At 38.6% G+C, this 16,069-nt stretch carries 15 protein-coding genes; 9 read left to right on the top strand and 6 right to left on the bottom strand.

Annotation, left to right across the window (positions count from 1 at the left end; genetic code table 11):
- Position 1: 1 nt before the first annotated feature.
- Positions 2-2,458, top strand: coding sequence for a replication restart helicase PriA (priA, locus tag CRO15_RS12030; RefSeq protein WP_097046064.1), 2,457 nt, complete (start codon positions 2-4; stop codon positions 2,456-2,458).
- A 4-nt stretch (positions 2,459-2,462) separates the two neighbouring features.
- On the opposite strand, the gene CRO15_RS12035 is transcribed toward priA, so the two are convergent.
- Positions 2,463-3,155, bottom strand: coding sequence for a LytR/AlgR family response regulator transcription factor (locus CRO15_RS12035; RefSeq protein ID WP_097046065.1), 693 nt, complete (start codon positions 3,153-3,155; stop codon positions 2,463-2,465).
- 236 nt (positions 3,156-3,391) lie between these two features.
- Here CRO15_RS12035 and rpsF point away from each other — a divergent pair, with 236 nt between their 5' ends.
- The 5 genes from rpsF (at position 3,392) to CRO15_RS12060 (ending at position 8,318) form a co-directional block, all read left to right on the top strand.
- A complete protein-coding gene (gene rpsF / locus CRO15_RS12040) occupies positions 3,392-3,730 on the top strand; it encodes a 30S ribosomal protein S6 (RefSeq protein WP_055392374.1) in 339 nt (112 codons plus the stop codon).
- 4 nt (positions 3,731-3,734) lie between these two features.
- The gene (rpsR, locus tag CRO15_RS12045) at positions 3,735-4,031 is read left to right on the top strand and encodes a 30S ribosomal protein S18 (protein WP_055392375.1); all 297 of its coding nucleotides are present in this window, start codon (positions 3,735-3,737) and stop codon (positions 4,029-4,031) included.
- A 13-nt stretch (positions 4,032-4,044) separates the two neighbouring features.
- A complete protein-coding gene (rplI, locus tag CRO15_RS12050) occupies positions 4,045-4,497 on the top strand; it encodes a 50S ribosomal protein L9 (protein ID WP_097046066.1) in 453 nt (150 codons plus the stop codon).
- A gap of 101 nt (positions 4,498-4,598) precedes the next feature.
- On the top strand, positions 4,599-7,766 hold the full coding sequence (locus tag CRO15_RS12055) for a TonB-dependent receptor (protein WP_097046213.1): 3,168 nt from the start codon (positions 4,599-4,601) through the stop codon (positions 7,764-7,766).
- A gap of 81 nt (positions 7,767-7,847) precedes the next feature.
- A complete protein-coding gene (locus CRO15_RS12060; RefSeq protein ID WP_097046067.1) occupies positions 7,848-8,318 on the top strand; it encodes a DUF6495 family protein in 471 nt (156 codons plus the stop codon).
- A 293-nt stretch (positions 8,319-8,611) separates the two neighbouring features.
- Here CRO15_RS12060 and CRO15_RS12065 read toward each other — a convergent pair whose 3' ends face one another.
- On the bottom strand, positions 8,612-9,193 hold the full coding sequence (locus tag CRO15_RS12065) for a DUF3885 domain-containing protein (protein ID WP_097046068.1): 582 nt from the start codon (positions 9,191-9,193) through the stop codon (positions 8,612-8,614).
- Positions 9,194-9,464: 271 nt separating this feature from the next.
- Between CRO15_RS12065 and hisS the strand changes: the two genes are divergently transcribed.
- Complete coding sequence (hisS, locus tag CRO15_RS12070) at positions 9,465-10,853, top strand: histidine--tRNA ligase (RefSeq protein WP_097046069.1); 1,389 nt, start codon at positions 9,465-9,467, stop codon at positions 10,851-10,853.
- A 184-nt stretch (positions 10,854-11,037) separates the two neighbouring features.
- Here hisS and CRO15_RS12075 read toward each other — a convergent pair whose 3' ends face one another.
- Both CRO15_RS12075 and CRO15_RS12080 read right to left on the bottom strand, forming a co-directional pair.
- Complete coding sequence (locus tag CRO15_RS12075) at positions 11,038-11,583, bottom strand: NUDIX hydrolase (RefSeq protein WP_097046214.1); 546 nt, start codon at positions 11,581-11,583, stop codon at positions 11,038-11,040.
- 93 nt (positions 11,584-11,676) lie between these two features.
- Complete coding sequence (locus CRO15_RS12080; protein ID WP_097046070.1) at positions 11,677-12,765, bottom strand: M42 family metallopeptidase; 1,089 nt, start codon at positions 12,763-12,765, stop codon at positions 11,677-11,679.
- Positions 12,766-12,864: 99 nt separating this feature from the next.
- On the opposite strand from CRO15_RS12080, the gene CRO15_RS12085 reads away from it, so the two are divergent.
- The gene (locus CRO15_RS12085; RefSeq protein ID WP_097046071.1) at positions 12,865-13,545 is read left to right on the top strand and encodes a DUF4294 domain-containing protein; all 681 of its coding nucleotides are present in this window, start codon (positions 12,865-12,867) and stop codon (positions 13,543-13,545) included.
- Here the strand turns inward: CRO15_RS12085 and CRO15_RS12090 are convergent.
- Positions 13,542-13,775, bottom strand: coding sequence for a DUF6095 family protein (locus CRO15_RS12090; protein ID WP_097046072.1), 234 nt, complete (start codon positions 13,773-13,775; stop codon positions 13,542-13,544). The genes CRO15_RS12085 and CRO15_RS12090 overlap by 4 nt on opposite strands.
- Before the next feature lie 56 nt (positions 13,776-13,831).
- Here CRO15_RS12090 and CRO15_RS12095 point away from each other — a divergent pair, with 56 nt between their 5' ends.
- Positions 13,832-15,154 carry a GntP family permease gene (locus CRO15_RS12095; RefSeq protein WP_097046073.1) on the top strand — a complete coding sequence of 441 codons (1,323 nt, stop codon included), beginning with the start codon at positions 13,832-13,834 and terminating at the stop codon, positions 15,152-15,154.
- 5 nt (positions 15,155-15,159) lie between these two features.
- Here CRO15_RS12095 and CRO15_RS12100 read toward each other — a convergent pair whose 3' ends face one another.
- Positions 15,160-16,062, bottom strand: a complete 903-nt coding sequence (locus CRO15_RS12100; RefSeq protein WP_097046074.1) for a DUF4249 family protein — start codon at positions 16,060-16,062, stop codon at positions 15,160-15,162.
- Between the last annotated feature and the right edge of the window lie 7 nt (positions 16,063-16,069).

Here is a 16,069-nt window from a genome sequence, read left to right on the forward strand (position 1 = left end):
TATGGGATTTTTTTTAGATGTTGTACTTCCCATTCCTCTGGAAAGGCTCTTTACCTACAAGGTTTCTGAGCAAGAAGCCTATTTTTTAAAAGCTGGAATGCGGGTTGCTGTTCCCTTTGGAAAGTCCAAGATTTACACGGCACTGGCATTCAATATCCATCAGAGCGGACCAGAGGCCTATGAAGCCAAGGAAATCTATCAGATTCTTGATGAAACTCCCTTGGTGAATGAATTTCAATTAAAACATTGGCAGTGGATTGCCCAATATTACATGTGTACTTTGGGAGAAGTCCTTCGAAGTGCATTGCCAAGCGCATTTCTATTAGAAAGTGAAACCTTGGTTTTACCCAACAAGGAAGTGGAAATTGATGAAATGGAGCTAAAGGACGATGAGTTCCTGATTTTCGAAGCCCTGCAACATCAAACATCGCTAAAGATTGGAGAAATCAGTGGCATTGTTGACAAAAAGAATGTATTGCCCTTGGTTAACCGATTGGTACAGAAAGGAGTCGTACTTCAAAAAGAAGAGCTTTACGAACAATATAAACCCAAATTGGTGCGCTATGTAAAACTTGGAAAGGCACATCAAAGTGAGGAAAAACTGGAAGAATTACTGCAAAGCCTTACTAGGGCCCCAAAGCAAAGCCAAGTGGTACTGTCCCTGTTTCAACTTCAGGCAAAATCCAAAAAACCAATTCCTGTTACAGATTTGGAAAAGGAAAGTGGTAGTTCCAGAGCGGTTATAAAAGCACTTATTGATAAATCCATTCTTGAGGAATACCATATTCAAACGGATAGGGTTCAGTATGAAGTAGATGTGGATAAGGTGGTGGGAATTACCTTAAATTCCTATCAACAAGAAGCATTTGAGTCAATCAAAAAGAGTTTTGAGTTAAATAAAACTGCTTTGTTGCACGGGGTAACTTCCTCAGGAAAAACCGAGGTTTATATTAAATTAATAGAAAATTGTTTGGCTCAACGGAAGCAAGCTCTCTATTTATTGCCTGAAATTGCCTTGACTTCGCAATTGATCAACAGGCTCCGTCAGTACTTTGGAAATAAAGTAGCGATCTATCACTCAAAATACAGTATCCATGAACGTGTTGAGGTATGGAACAATGTGCTTACCAATGCGGATAAGGCGCAAATTGTAATAGGTGCCAGATCATCCTTGTTCTTACCATTTTCTAATTTAGGGTTGGTGGTTGTGGATGAGGAACATGAGAGTTCCTTTAAACAATTTGATCCAGCTCCCCGTTACCATGCCCGGGATGCAGCTGTTGTTTTGGCAGCGCTGCACAATGCTCATTGTGTATTGGGGTCTGCCACACCAAGCATAGAGAGCATGGACAACGCCAAAAAAGGAAAATATGGTTATGCATCTATTAAATATCGTTTTGGAGATGTGTTAATGCCAGATATTTCCTTGGTAGATATTAAAGAGGCGACACGAAAAAAGCGAATGAAAGGTCATTTTTCGGAAACCTTGTTCAATGCAATTGCCGAAACTTTGGAAGAAGGAGAACAAATCATTCTTTTCCAGAACCGTAGAGGTTTTTCACCTATCATTGAATGTACTACTTGTGGACATGTGGCCCAATGCCCTAACTGTGATGTTAGTTTAACCTATCATCAACATAGAAACCAATTGCGGTGCCACTATTGTGGACATCATATGGCATTGCAGCTAAGTTGTTTGGCATGTGGAAGCCATACGTTGGATAAAAAAGGATTTGGAACCGAACAGATTCAGCAGGAGTTACAGCAACTTTTTCCAGACATCAACGTGGGCAGGATGGATTTGGATACCACAAGGGGAAAGTATGCATATGAAAAGATAATCACAGCGTTTGAACAGCAAGAGATGGATGTGCTTGTGGGTACGCAAATGGTAACAAAAGGATTGGATTTTAGAAATGTGAGTTTAGTGGGCATTATGAACGCCGATTCTCTATTGAATTTTCCGGATTATCGTGCCCATGAACGAAGTTTTCAAATGTTGACACAGGTAGCAGGCAGAGCAGGTAGAACAAAGAAAAGAGGTAAGGTGCTAATTCAGACGTATAATCCTTATCATCAAATTCTGCAACAAGTGACCACCAACAATTATGACAAAATGTTTGAGGAGCAGTATTATGAACGAGAACAATTTAAGTATCCACCTTTGGTGCGTATAATAAAGCTTACCCTAAAAGATAGGGATTATAATAAATTGAATGATGCTTCCCAATGGTTTGCAAGTTCATTGCGAAATGTATTGGGGCAACAAATACTTGGACCGGAGTATCCGCCTGTGGCTAGAATTCGCAGAGAGTATCTTAAAAATATCTTGATTAAAATTCCAAAAGGTCAGTCAATGGCCCAAACAAAAAACAGCATTAAAAGAATAGAAAAATCCTTTAATGCTATTTCTAAGTATAAGAGTATAAGACTGGTCTATAATGTAGACCACATATAACTAACTATACATTGGCAAGCGCTTCTGCCAACTCTGTCTTTTTATTTCTACTTAATGGAATCTGTCTTCCCCCAACCTCAACATTTTTACTGTTGAACTTTTCTATCTTTTCTAGATTCACAATGTAAGATTTATGGATTCTCAAAAACTTTTCGGCCGGTAATTGCTTCTCAAAAGCTTTCATGGTGGAAAGAATTACAATATTGGCTTCGTCGGTCACCAATTTAATATAATCTCCCAATGCCTCAATCCATTTAATATCATTTAAGATAACCTTACGTTTTTTAAGGTTACTTTTTACAAAAATATGCTCCTCATCCTCATCAACCCTGTTCAATTGCTCGTATTTGGCAACCGCTCTTTTTACTGAGGATTCAAAACGTGCTAATGTAATGGGTTTGTGCAGGTAATCGGTAACATCATAATCAAAAGCCTTGAGTGCGTAATCAGGCTTCCCTGTGATTAAAATTACTTGTGGAGGGTTCTCCAAGGCCTCTAAAAGGTCAAAACCACTTATGATTGGCATTTCAACATCTAAAAAAATAAGGTCGATGTCGTGGTTCTTAAGCCCGTTCTTGGCCTCAATAGCATTACTATACTCGGCTACAAGGGCAAGATGAGGGTGATTGTTGACCAATTTAGCAACGGCCATCCGTTGCATTGAGGAGTCGTCTACAATTATACTTTTTAATTTCATAGAATGGGGTGATTTGTAGGGTTTTAAATCATCGGCAAATTACACAAAAATGACGTTTAACTGCAACAAAAGATGTAAACATGGTCTATTTTGTTGTGTACATTACCATATACGTTACGTAGGTTTAATTGGTTCATGAATGTTAATAACTCTTGTGCTTTAAACGAAGATTTTTAGCTTTTCTTGCGCAAAGAACTATTTATCACTAATTTTGCGCTCCTTTAAAAATATAATATATGAACCATTACGAAACTGTTTTCATTTTGAATCCCGTTCTGTCTGAAACGCAGATAGAGGAAACAGTTAAGAAATTTGAAGATTTCTTAATTAAGAATGGTGGCAAAATGGTCTCCAAAGAAAACTGGGGACTTAAGAAATTGGCCTATCCCATTCAACACAAGAAAAGTGGTTTTTACCACTTATTTGAATTCACCGTTCCTGGTGAAGTAATTTCTCCTTACGAGCTAGAATTTAGAAGAGATGAGCGCATTATGCGTTTTCTAACTGTTAAGTTGGACAAACACGCTATTTCTTGGGCAGAAAGAAGAAGAACTAAATTAAAAGCAAAGGCATAGGGTTATGGCATCTATAGAACAACAAGCAAAATCAAAAAAAGATGGGGAAATCAGGTATTTGACCCCATTGAACATTGAGACCAATAAACAAAAGAAGTATTGTAGGTTCAAGAAATCTGGTATCAAGTATATTGATTATAAAGATCCTGATTTTTTGATGAAGTTGGTAAACGAGCAAGGTAAATTGCTTCCTAGAAGACTTACAGGTACCTCTTTAAAGTATCAAAGAAAAGTGGCCCAAGCCGTTAAACGTGCTCGTCACCTAGCCTTAATGCCGTATGTTGGCGATATGTTGAAATAAAAAACACTGAAGAATGGAACTTATTCTAAAAGAAGATATACAGGATTTAGGTTTTAAGGACGATGTCGTAACAGTTAAGAACGGTTATGGAAGAAACTACCTTATCCCTAAAGGATTGGCAGCTTTAGCAACCCCTTCTGCAAAGAAAGTGTTGGCAGAAAACCTAAAGCAACGTGCCCATAAAGAAAAGAAGGTCATTGATGAGGCCAATAAAAAAGCCGAAGCATTAAAACAATTGGAAATCCGTATTCCTGCAAAAGTAGGTGCAGGTGATAAATTGTTTGGTTCGGTAAACAATATTGATTTGGCTACCGCTTTAGATAAAGCTGGTCATCAAATAGACAGAAAGTTTATCAATATAAAAGGAGGGACAATTAAAAGAGTTGGGCCATATGATGCCCAGATCAGACTTCACAGAGAAGTTATTGTTGATTTCCCTTTCGAAGTAGTAGCCGAAGCAAAATAACTACAGTTTAAATTTCGGTTAATAAATTATAAAGAGCTATGCGTGCATAGCTCTTTTTTTTGTCTATGTTTGTAGATACTCAAAAAACTAACTCACATATTATGAAGAAAATTTTACCATTAATGGTACTATTTTTAGTAGTATCCATTTCGGCATTTTCCCAAGTAACCACTTCCAACATACGGGGAACCGTTGTTGATGACCAACAAGTACCACTTTTAGGAGCTAATGTTGTAGCTGTTCACACACCAACAGGAACTCGTTATGGAGCAATTACCAATGATGAAGGTAGATTTAATCTCCTCAATCTTAGGGTCGGTGGCCCTTACGAGATTACTATCTCATATGTTGGATTCAAGAGCAATGTTAAGAATGATGTTTTTCTTACGTTGGGTAAGACCTTTAACCACAATGTTGCTTTAACATCAGATAGTCAAGTTTTGGATGAGGTTGTTGTAGTTTCTGACCAAACCGGAACATTTGGAAGTGATAGAACTGGAGCTGAAACCAGTGTAGGCCGAAGAGAGCTCACTAGATTGCCCACAATTTCTAGATCGGCGCAGGACTTTACCAGATTGGAGCCCTCTTCAACAGGAAACTCATTTGGAGGTAGAAATGATCAGTACAATAATTTTTCGTTGGATGGCGCAATTTTTAACAACCCATTTGGATTGGATGCCCCAACTCCAGGAGGACAAACAGATGCTCAACCCATTTCTCTTGATGCCATTGATCAAATACAGGTGGCCATAGCACCTTATGATGTTACTCAATCTGGTTTTACGGGGGCTTCCGTTAACGCGGTGACCAAAAGTGGAACCAATGAGTTCCACGGTACTGTCTATGGCTTTTTTAGAAATGAAAGCTTAACAGGGAATAAAATTGCTGGTGAAGAAGCTATAAGGCCAGATTTAAAACAAAATCAATACGGTTTTAGTATTGGTGGGCCTTTGGTAAAAAACAAACTATTCTTCTTTGCCAATTTTGAAAAGGATGAACGAACCGATTTGGGTTCTAATGGCTTTGTTCCCAATACAGGTTCTGGAGCAAGTAATGAATCTAGGGTTTTAGAATCTGATTTGATGGCTGTACAGACTGCTTTAGCAGGTTTGGGCTATGACACGGGACTTTATGAAGGCTTCACCTATGGCTCTAAATCTACCAAGGGAATCTTTAAACTGGATTGGAATATTAACGAGAACAATAGATTGGCATTGATTTATAATTTCTTGGATGCTTCTAAGGAAAAACCTGCCCACCCAACAGCAATTGGTGTTAGGGGACCAAGTTTACAGACACTTCAGTTCCAAAATTCAGGATATGAAATTAATAATAAGATTCAATCTGTTCAGCTTGAATTAAATTCTACACTATCTAATGAAGTAATCAATAAACTTCAGGTGGGCTATACCCATTTTGATGATTTTAGGAATCCGCTATCCTCTCCGGCACCTGCCATTACCATTCGTGATGGAGCAGGAACCAACTATATTATTGCGGGGCATGAGCCATTTTCGATTAACAATGAACTGGACCAAAAAGTATTTCAGTTGACCAATAACCTAAATTATTTTAAAGGTAACCATACCTATACTATTGGTTTTTCTTTTGAAAAATTCCAGTTTGCCAACTCCTTTAACCTTGGAGCCTATGGCTATGATGAAAATGGGGATTTTCAACAAGAAGTTGGTGTTTTTGCAGCCTACAATGACCTCAATGCCTTTTTTACTGATGTAAATGATGGCACTATGGCGGCTGCATTGAGCAATGCTAGGAATGTTTTTAACGGAAGTAATGCAGCTGGAGTTGGTAATCCTGGTGGATGGGCCCTGGCCGAGACCAATGTAGGCCAAATGGCATTTTATCTGCAAGATGAATGGGATGTTACCGATGACTTTAAATTGACATACGGAATCCGGTTTGATAAACCACTTTATTTTGATACACGCGAGAAGATCAGGGAAAATATAGCAAGAAAGCCCTTTACGTTCAGTCCGGGAATCTCATACTTCAATCCGCAGACCGATCAAGAAACTCTTTTGGATTCGGAAACATTACCAAGCAATGATTTCTTAATATCGCCCCGAGTAGGCTTTAATTGGGACGTACATGGAAACCAAAACACCCAAATACGTGGTGGAAGTGGGATATTTACCGGTCGCTTTCCATTTGTATGGTTAGGAAACCAAGTTCAAGGATTGGACTTTTTCTTCTACCAGATTGTAGATCCAGATTTTAAATGGCCACAAGTTTGGAGAACCAATATTGGAGGGGACCATCGCTTTGAAAATGGTCTGGTAGCTACCATTGATGTTTCCTATACTAAGGATATTAATGGGGCACATGTGCAAAACTGGGGATTGAGAAACCCATCACAAACATTGAATGCCCCTGGTGATAATAGACCATTTTATGCTGCGGGAGATAGGGGTAACAACGCTTACGTCTTTACAAATTCTGATAAGGGAAGAATATGGAATACAACCCTAAAAGCACAAAAAACATGGAATGGTGGATTATATGCAAGCCTTGCGTACAACTATCTTAATGCAAAAGATGTAAATTCCATAGAAGCGGAGATTACCGGTGATGCTTTCGATTTTAACCCAACAACCGGAAATGCCAACCAAGATGTACTTTCCTTTTCCAAATATGGGGACACACACCGTTTTGTAGGGGTAGTGTCCAAGCAATTTGTGTATGGAAACAATGACCGATGGGGAACAACGCTTTCCACATTTTTTGAATACGCCAAAGGAGGAAGGTTCAATTACACCTATGGAGGCAACATAAATGGAGACAGTTCTTTCCAGAATAATGACCTTTTGTACATTCCAACAACTTCTGAAGTACAGCAAATGCAGTTTGTAGATCCTTCTATGGCCAACGACTTTGAAGCTTATATTCAACAAGATGACTATTTAAGTGATAACAGAGGTAGTTATATGGAGCGTTATGGTGCATTGGCACCTTGGAGAAGCAGATGGGATGTTAAACTGTTGCAAGACTATAATTTCTATATCAATGAGAAAAAACACACTGTTCAGTTTAGTGTGGATGTCTTGAATTTTGGTAATTTGATAAGCTCCGATTGGGGATTGATTCAATTACCGAACAATCAAAATCCATTGTCCGTTACATCTATTGATGCCAACAATACACCAACATATTCTTTTGATACATCATTGAACCAAAGAGGAACCTTTGGTTATGACCAAAGCCTTTTATCCAGATGGCAAGCACAATTTGGTATTCGATATATATTTTAAGGTAAAAAGAAGTATTAGTTACATAAAAGGCTGCGCAAAAGCGCGGCCTTTTTTATTTTTGCCGAATTAAATGAAGGTTAGATGAAATATGCACGACTGACGCAGCAACAATTAGAGGAATTACACCCTGAGTTCATTAACTTTTTGGCTACCCAATCCATTACAGCGGATGAATGGGCCAACATTAAAGCAGAAAAGCCCCAAGTTGCCGAAGAAGAGATAGATGTATTCAGTGATCTGGTCTGGGAAGGTGTGCTTTCCAAAGTGGAGTACCTAGAAAACATTTCTGAACTGCAGATGCATTTGTTTCATTTAACGGAAAAGGAAATGAAGCTGTTTTCGGTAAAAGTGATGAACCCGGAGATAGATTTGCGAACCGAGGAAGGTTTTGGCTGGTTCAAACGCAACTTCCAATCTGATTTTGTGGAATACCTTACCGCTTCCAAAGCCTACTCTGAAGATAAAAACGCAGATAAATTTGAGCTTATTAAGCAAGGTGCTGTTATTACCAAAGGAGAACTCTACCAATGGTTTGATAAGATCATGGAATAAAGTGAAGTTGGATTGTTCATTTAAATGATAACTTTTTCCTCATGGTTTACAAAAGCGATAAAATTGTTTTTTTTGGATTGCACTTATCGTTCCGTGTATGGACAGTAGGGCAGATTCGAAGCACTTCACTTTCGGTTTACCACTAAGCCAAAACAAACGTTTTTACCTTTAATTTTCTATTTGTTAAACGTCAAAACTTTGTTTTGGCGTTGCCTGCTCAAAGAACAGAACTTTCAATTTATCACTAAACGCCCTATTGGCTATACACCTTGTTGTAGCACGTTTTTTTCTTTTTACATTCCATCTTCGCGGTCAGAAAGCCAATCCACGTATTTAGCTTTAAGTCTGTCTCTTTTTTCGGTCGAGTCAACAATCACATCAACTCCACCCTCATAAGGTGCAATGACACATTTTTTTGACGGACTGACAAACATTGCTCTTATTTCATCATCAGCAATAGCTTTGAGTATTTCGTTTCTGCTTCCGTTTTTCCAACTTTCAGTTTTCACATAAATGTCAAAATACGTTTCGTCTTCATATTCCTCTGGTCTTTCTTTTTGCAAATCAATTCTCAAGACCTTTTGAAATTCTCCAAAGTCGGTTAACTCTTTATAATTGTCATTAGTTGAATCCCACCTGTAGAGTCCGAATGATATTGCTACTTCCGATTCTTCTCCAATCAGGTCGTTAATCAATTGGTTTTGTCGGTCAAGTATGATTTTATACTCGTCTTCATTTTCAGCGTATCTTTTTGATTCAGGAAGACTATGAATTCTAAACCACCTGTCAGGATATACCATTTTCAATTCGTGATTGATTGGCAACGATTCTTTGTATTCCTTATTCCAATAGTCTATGAATTCGCTTTCTGTCATTTCTTTAATGTGCTACAACGTTTAAGATATCGCTCGTTTTAATGAGCTATATCGCCCGATAAGTGAAGATCGGAAAATTTAACTTAAAATTCCACCTAAAATTTATGAATACCCCTTTTTGGATTGATGGATAGGGTTTGGATTATTGGATACTTGGATTGTTGGGGCTCTGGATGTCCGATGTCTGATATGAGAAAATCCTTGAAATTCGCACTAATCCCCATGATAAAGAATCGGATAAGAACTTATATTTGCAGCAGAATTTTAACGCATGCCACAAAAACCATCTATACCTAAAGGGACCAGGGATTTTTCACCCATTGAAGTTGCCAAACGCAATTACATCATCAATACCATTAAAAAGCATTTTGAGGTCTATGGTTTTCAGCCTATAGAAACACCGTCTTTTGAAAATTCGGATACTTTGATGGGAAAATACGGTGATGAAGGCGACCGCTTGATCTTTAAGATTTTGAATTCAGGGGATTTTATCTCCAAGGTGGACGATGTAACTTACAGTTCCAAGAACTCAACTTCGTTGACGCCCAAGATTTCAGAAAAGGCATTGCGTTATGATCTTACGGTTCCGTTTGCACGTTATGTGGTCATGCACCAAAATGAAATTGACTTTCCATTTAAACGATACCAAGTTCAACCCGTTTGGAGAGCAGATAGGCCCCAAAAAGGACGTTTTCGAGAGTTTTACCAGTGTGATGCCGATGTAGTTGGAGCAAATTCGCTATTGCAAGAAGTAGAGTTCGTACAATTGTACGATGCCGTTTTTACCGATTTAGGATTAACAGGTACTACCATTAAACTCAATAATAGAAAGGTACTTTCTGGTATTGCCGAAGTGATAGGGGCTAAACATTTGCTGATCGACTTTACGGTGGCTTTGGACAAATTGGACAAGATAGGAGAGGAGAAGGTGAAGGAAGAAATGAAGGCCAAAGGTATTTCTGAGCAAGCTGTGGAGAAGGCCTCACCTTTGTTTGCCATGTCAGGTTCTGCGGCAGAACAATTGAACCGGTTAAAATCCCTTTTGGAGACATCAGAAATTGGCATGCAAGGTGTTGTTGAACTGGAAGAGATTGTAAACACTGTTGAGAAAATAGGTTTGCAATCAGCAAAATTACAATTGGATGTCACTTTGGCGCGCGGTCTTAACTATTATACTGGTGCCATTTTTGAGGTGAGCGCCCCGGAAGGTGTAAAAATGGGATCTATTGGTGGTGGTGGCCGGTATGATGACCTTACAAGTATATTTGGATTAAAAGGTGTGAGCGGTGTGGGTATTTCCTTTGGATTGGATCGTACGTATCTGGTTCTAGAAGAACTTGGACTGTTCCCAGAAACTTTGGACAAATCTATTGATGTGCTCTGTATCAATTTTGGTAAGGCAGAAAGTTTGGCTTGCTTAAAATTGGTTGGGCAACTACGAAATCAAGGAATCAAGGCAGAAGTATATCCAACGGCGACCAAAATGCAAAAGCAGATGAAGTACGCCAACAATCGGAATGTTCCTTATGTAATCATGATTGGCGACCAAGAGCTCTCCAAAAGGGAGTTTGTGGTCAAAAATATGGTCAACGGTGAGCAGCAGACCTATGCTTTGGATAAATACGAAGCGTTTGTGGCTAATCTACAATCCACCAAATAATCTTGATTATATCAAGAATTCCTTTCCCTTCGTTGTAGGGAAAGGTGGTGTTACGTAGTAACAGCGGAAAGGGTAGACCTAAAACAATTCCTTCCGTCCTTTGGACACCTTCCCTTGATTTAAGGTAAGGAACTATTCTCAGTAACATTTTGAGCAAGTTCAAAATAACAAGGAAAACGAAAGATTATATTCTTCTCTCGATTTCGGAGATTGTTGTTTGGTAATAGGATAATTCATGTGGAACAAATCCCTCCAATTGGTTTTGCTCCACTTTTTTCTTAAAATCTTCCCAGGCAAACAGTTTTAAATCATCCACTTCGCTTTCTTGCCTTTTTAATTCCGATAAAGGAACCTTTAGCACGCACAAAAAGTTATGGTGGAATTCATTGTCGATTAGGGTTTCAGAGTGTTGGTGCATGGATTTGAACATTCCAATCCCCTCTAAATCCGAGATTGCAATGGTCAATCCTATCTCTTCTTCAACTTCCCTGGTCGCTGCTATTTTTATATCCTCACCGGCGCCAATATGTCCGGCCACAGAAACATCCCATAGTGATGGAAAGGTATCTTTGTTCCTTGCTCTTTTTTGAAATAGCAGCTGTCCTTCCAAAGTATAGAACCAAACATGAATGGTAGGATGGAAAAGACCTTTTAAATGAGCTTCCGATTTTAGGCATGTCCGCCCAGTAGGGTTTCCGCTTTCATCTAAAATGTCGATTAGCTCGTCCATCAAAACTCTTTGCTTTGTCACCTCGAGCGCAATCGATGGGTCACGAAGTATAATCATATAGTTCTCGACTGCGCTCGAACTGACAATGGTTCTTTAGTCAAAATAACTGAACGTTTCCCCATCCTTTAAAGTGAGAAGCGTTTCATATATCAAGCGAATCACGTTCTCAACATCATCCTTATGCACTGTTTCCACCGTGGTATGCATATAACGGAGTGGTAAGGAAATCAAAGCTGAAGCCACACCACCATTGCTATAGGCAAAGGCATCCGTATCTGTTCCCGTATAGCGGGAAGACGCCAATCGTTGAAATGGTATTTTATGGGCTTCGGCGGTCTCAATAATTCGTTCTCTAAGCTTATTTTGTACTGCTGGGGCATAAGAAATCACAGGTCCGGCACCAATAGATGTTTCACCTTCTTTCTTTTTATCGATCATTGGGGTGGTGGTATCATGGCACACATCTGTAACGATGGCAACATTTGGTTTAATGGTCTGTGTAATCATTTCGGCCCCTCGCAACCCAATCTCTTCTTGTACTGAGTTAGTAATGTACAATCCAAAAGGTAATTTCTTTTTGTTTTCATGCAACAAGCGAGCAACCTCCGCAATCATAAACCCACCAGCACGGTTGTCCAACGCACGGCATACAAACTTGTTCTTATTCAACACTTGAAATTCATCGGGATAGGTAATCACACAACCTACATGAACGCCCATTTTTTCAACTTCTTCTTTATCCTTGGCACCGATATCAATAAAAATGTTGTCCAGTTTTGGTGGTTCTTCTTTTGCCCTATTTCTCGTATGGATGGCAGGCCATCCAAAAACGCCTTTTACCACTCCTTTTTTGGTATGAATGTTAACCCATTTTGATGGTGCAATTTGATGATCGCTACCTCCATTTCTTATAACATAGAGCAGTCCATTGTCTGTAATATAGTTCACATACCATGAAATTTCATCAGAATGCCCTTCAATGACCACTTTGTAGGGAGCATCAGGATTTACAACCGCTACTGCAGTGCCATAGGTGTCCGTGATAAAATCGTCCACATAGGGTTTAAGATAGTCCATCCAAATTTTTTGCCCTTCCCACTCGTAACCGGTTGGGGATGCATTGTTCAGATATTTTTCAAAGAACTTTAGTGATTTAGCGGTAATTATTTTTGATGCTGCCATGTATATCATTTAGTCCACAAACATAACAATATTCACTTTTATTTAATAGCTGGATTAGGGGTTTATCCTTAATTTTGGCTAAATTTCAGACTGTCCCGAATGTTTAGATATTGTACCATTCTGTTTTTTATGCTAGTGGGTGCCCTTGGACTTTCGCAGGAAATGGAAAAGGATTCTATCCAGGATTATTATGTGCGATTTGAAGGGGATTCCATTCTTCATAGCTCCATAGCTCTGGATGAAGTGTATCTATTTGGTAAATTGGAGTTTGCAGATAGAAAGGAGAAACTTAGATACTATATTCTTAGGAGAAAGACACTTAAGGTTTATCCGTATGCCAAGTTGGCTGCAGAGCGACTGGCAGAAATGAATGATAGTCTTACAAAAATCAAAAAGAGGAGACATCGAAAAAAATATACCAAAACTGTTCAAAAATATGTTGAGGGTGAGTTTTCATCTGAACTGAAAAAATTAACACGTACCGAAGGCCAGATTCTGATAAAATTAATTTATAGGCAAACAGGAAATACTGCATTTAATTTGGTCAAGGAACTTCGCAATGGGTGGCGGGCCTTTTGGTATAACACTACTGCAAAAGCCTTTAAAATAAGTATAAAGGAGGAATTTCATCCTGAAAGAATTCACGAAGATTATTTAATCGAAGATATTTTACAACGAGCATTTGCTGCAGATAAGCTGCAACGGCAAAAATCTGTCTTGGATTATGACTATGCGCAGTTGAGCAATAAATGGAAGAAGGAATCCAAACAAAAGGATTAGTTCTTAGGTTTCTTCCCAAATAAGGAATCCATAAAGATTTTGATGGTGTAAAACCCAAGACCAATAGCTGCAATGGCTAAGATAATTCCTATAATTAAAACAGGTATGTAGGCAGGATGCTCCTGATTCTTAAAAGCTTGATATATTGTAAAAGGTGCCAAGAACATTAAAGCTACGGTGTAACCAATGAATTTGAGCCCTTTTACTAAAAGTTCCTTGTCTGTGTGCACAAAGTAAAAGTAGGAATATTAGCTTATATTTAAATGCTATTCCCTAAAAATTGAGCATGGAAATACTTGTATTGATTCTAGTGGTTTTATTTATAGTTATTGCCACTGTTCAATTTAAGATGCACCCGATTTTTTCATTGACTATTGCTGCAGTGGCTTCTGGATTTCTTTTAGGGCTTTCTCCCAAGGATGTCATGAATACCATAGGTGAAGGTTTTGGAAAAACACTATCGAGTATTGGACTTGTAATAGCATTTGGAACCGTAATTGGTGTTTATTTGGAGAAAACTGGAGCAACCAAGGTTTTGGCCAATTCGGTGCTGAAGATTGTAGGATTGAAACGCTCACCTTTAGCCATCAATCTGGCCGGGTATATCATCTCAATTCCTGTATTTTGTGATTCAGGATTTATTATTCTTTCATCGTTGAATAAAGCATTGAGCAAAAAAACGGGCATTTCTGTTTTGGTTTTTGCCATTTCATTAGCCACAGGGCTTTACGCTGCACATGTATTTGTACCTCCAACCCCTGGACCTTTGGCCGCTGCCGCCATTTTGGAAGCAGATTTGGGAATGGTTTTGGTGTTTGGTCTTTTGGTATCTGTTCCAGTGTCTCTAATGGGTTACTTTTGGGCACGATTCATTGGAAAATCCCTTAAGGAGAAAAAAGAGGAACAAACCATAACATCTAAAGAAGAGGAATTGGATAATGGTATAAAACCTATTCATGCCTTTCTTCCACTTTTGGTGCCTATCTGTTTGATTGCAATGAAATCCGTCGTAAACTATCCAACATTTCCTTTAGGAAAAGATGTGCTGTTTCAGGTTTTTGATTTTCTTGGAAATCCAATTATTGCTTTATTGGTTGGAGTTTTTTTTGCTTTTTTCTTAGCAAGAGAATCATCTACAAAACAAAAAGAGAGTTGGGTGGCCGATGCATTTAAACAGGCTGGTTCTATAGTTTTGATTACAGGAGCTGGTGGAGCATTTGGAGCTATTTTACGAACCATGGATGTTGCTTCAATTCTAAATCTTCAGTCAACTTCTGGAACTGGAGGACTGTTAATTGCTTTCGCCATTGCTGCGGTGTTGAAAACTGCCCAGGGCTCCTCAACGGTGGCAATAATAACGACTTCGGCCATAATTGCCCCTTTATTGGATATTTTTGGGTTGATATCAATTACTGATAAGGCATTTGCGGTGTTGGCCATTGGAGCAGGGGCTATGACAATTTCACATATTAATGACAGCTATTTTTGGGTGGTGTCCCAATTTTCAAACATTAATGTAAAAACAGCTTTAAGAGGACATACCTTGGGAACTTTGTTGCAAGGAATTGTTGGGATAACAATGGTTTTGTTATTGTATCATATTGTTTAGCAAATTTATTGTTGAATAGTGATGGCCTGTTTGTATTCTTGGACTACAGCAAAATATCCCAGTGGAAATATATTGGGTTGTTCCACATTATCAAGCAAATCAATATTATCCAAATCAGTAACATCAAACATATTTCCCCTAACCGTTGCTGCAGGAGTTTCAAAAACTCCACCATCATTTTGGGTTTGTTCTACCAATAGATTCATGTAATTAAAGAATTGCTGATCCGCTCCCATAATGCTAATTTCTACTTCTTGGTTTGGTTCTAAATCTTTTTGATAGAAGTAGGAGAATTCAAATTGTTGTCCATCAATGAACTCATCTTCCAGAGCCAAAAATTCACCGAAACCAAAATCAAAAACGTAATAATTGTCTTCATCAAGTGCATCGGTGAAAGTTATCTTGATTTCAGTATCATCTTCATCAAAAAGGGTTTCATCTCCCTGAACCAAGTTATCTATTGGTGTTGTTTTTGAGTATGGAGTCCTGGCGGCATAGCTTCTGCCTTTATGATCTATTAGAAGAGTAAATATTGTATTGGGCAATAATGAAGCTGTTTGAATACGCTGATCGACATCAAATGTAGGGTCGGGAATATAAATTCCAGACCCCGGCGGAGATTCTGCTAAGGCTGATGTTGCCAAATTATCAAGAAGTTCTGGGGCGTCAGGATTTGGTTGTCCGTATATGATCAAGGCATTTTCAAGTTGGGTCACAGGTGTTTCACCAAAAAAATTATTGGTCTCGGTTACTTTAATTTCTACAGGAACAAAAACTTTACTTTCATCTACCCTAATGATTCCATTGATAATCAATCTGGGTTCTTCCTGGGGCACATCAATTTGAACGACATCTTCACAAGAAATTAGGGCAAAAACAAAAAATAAGAAAGGAATGAACTTTTTCATGCCGCAA

Source organism: Flagellimonas pacifica, assembly GCF_900215465.1.
Taxonomy (GTDB): Bacteria; Bacteroidota; Bacteroidia; order Flavobacteriales; family Flavobacteriaceae; genus Flagellimonas; species Flagellimonas pacifica.

Bases quoted from the DNA above. Each gene is read 5' to 3' on its own strand.
- priA (WP_097046064.1), top strand. From the start codon at position 2: ATGGGATTTTTTTTAGATGTTGTACTTCCCATTCCTCTGGAAAGGCTC.
- CRO15_RS12035 (WP_097046065.1), bottom strand. From the start codon at position 3,155: ATGAAATTAAAAAGTATAATTGTAGACGACTCCTCAATGCAACGGATG.
- rpsF (WP_055392374.1), top strand. From the start codon at position 3,392: ATGAACCATTACGAAACTGTTTTCATTTTGAATCCCGTTCTGTCTGAA.
- rpsR (WP_055392375.1), top strand. From the start codon at position 3,735: ATGGCATCTATAGAACAACAAGCAAAATCAAAAAAAGATGGGGAAATC.
- rplI (WP_097046066.1), top strand. From the start codon at position 4,045: ATGGAACTTATTCTAAAAGAAGATATACAGGATTTAGGTTTTAAGGAC.
- CRO15_RS12055 (WP_097046213.1), top strand. From the start codon at position 4,599: ATGAAGAAAATTTTACCATTAATGGTACTATTTTTAGTAGTATCCATT.
- CRO15_RS12060 (WP_097046067.1), top strand. From the start codon at position 7,848: ATGAAATATGCACGACTGACGCAGCAACAATTAGAGGAATTACACCCT.
- CRO15_RS12065 (WP_097046068.1), bottom strand. From the start codon at position 9,193: ATGACAGAAAGCGAATTCATAGACTATTGGAATAAGGAATACAAAGAA.
- hisS (WP_097046069.1), top strand. From the start codon at position 9,465: ATGCCACAAAAACCATCTATACCTAAAGGGACCAGGGATTTTTCACCC.
- CRO15_RS12075 (WP_097046214.1), bottom strand. From the start codon at position 11,583: ATGGACGAGCTAATCGACATTTTAGATGAAAGCGGAAACCCTACTGGG.
- CRO15_RS12080 (WP_097046070.1), bottom strand. From the start codon at position 12,765: ATGGCAGCATCAAAAATAATTACCGCTAAATCACTAAAGTTCTTTGAA.
- CRO15_RS12085 (WP_097046071.1), top strand. From the start codon at position 12,865: ATGTTTAGATATTGTACCATTCTGTTTTTTATGCTAGTGGGTGCCCTT.
- CRO15_RS12095 (WP_097046073.1), top strand. From the start codon at position 13,832: ATGGAAATACTTGTATTGATTCTAGTGGTTTTATTTATAGTTATTGCC.
- CRO15_RS12100 (WP_097046074.1), bottom strand. From the start codon at position 16,062: ATGAAAAAGTTCATTCCTTTCTTATTTTTTGTTTTTGCCCTAATTTCT.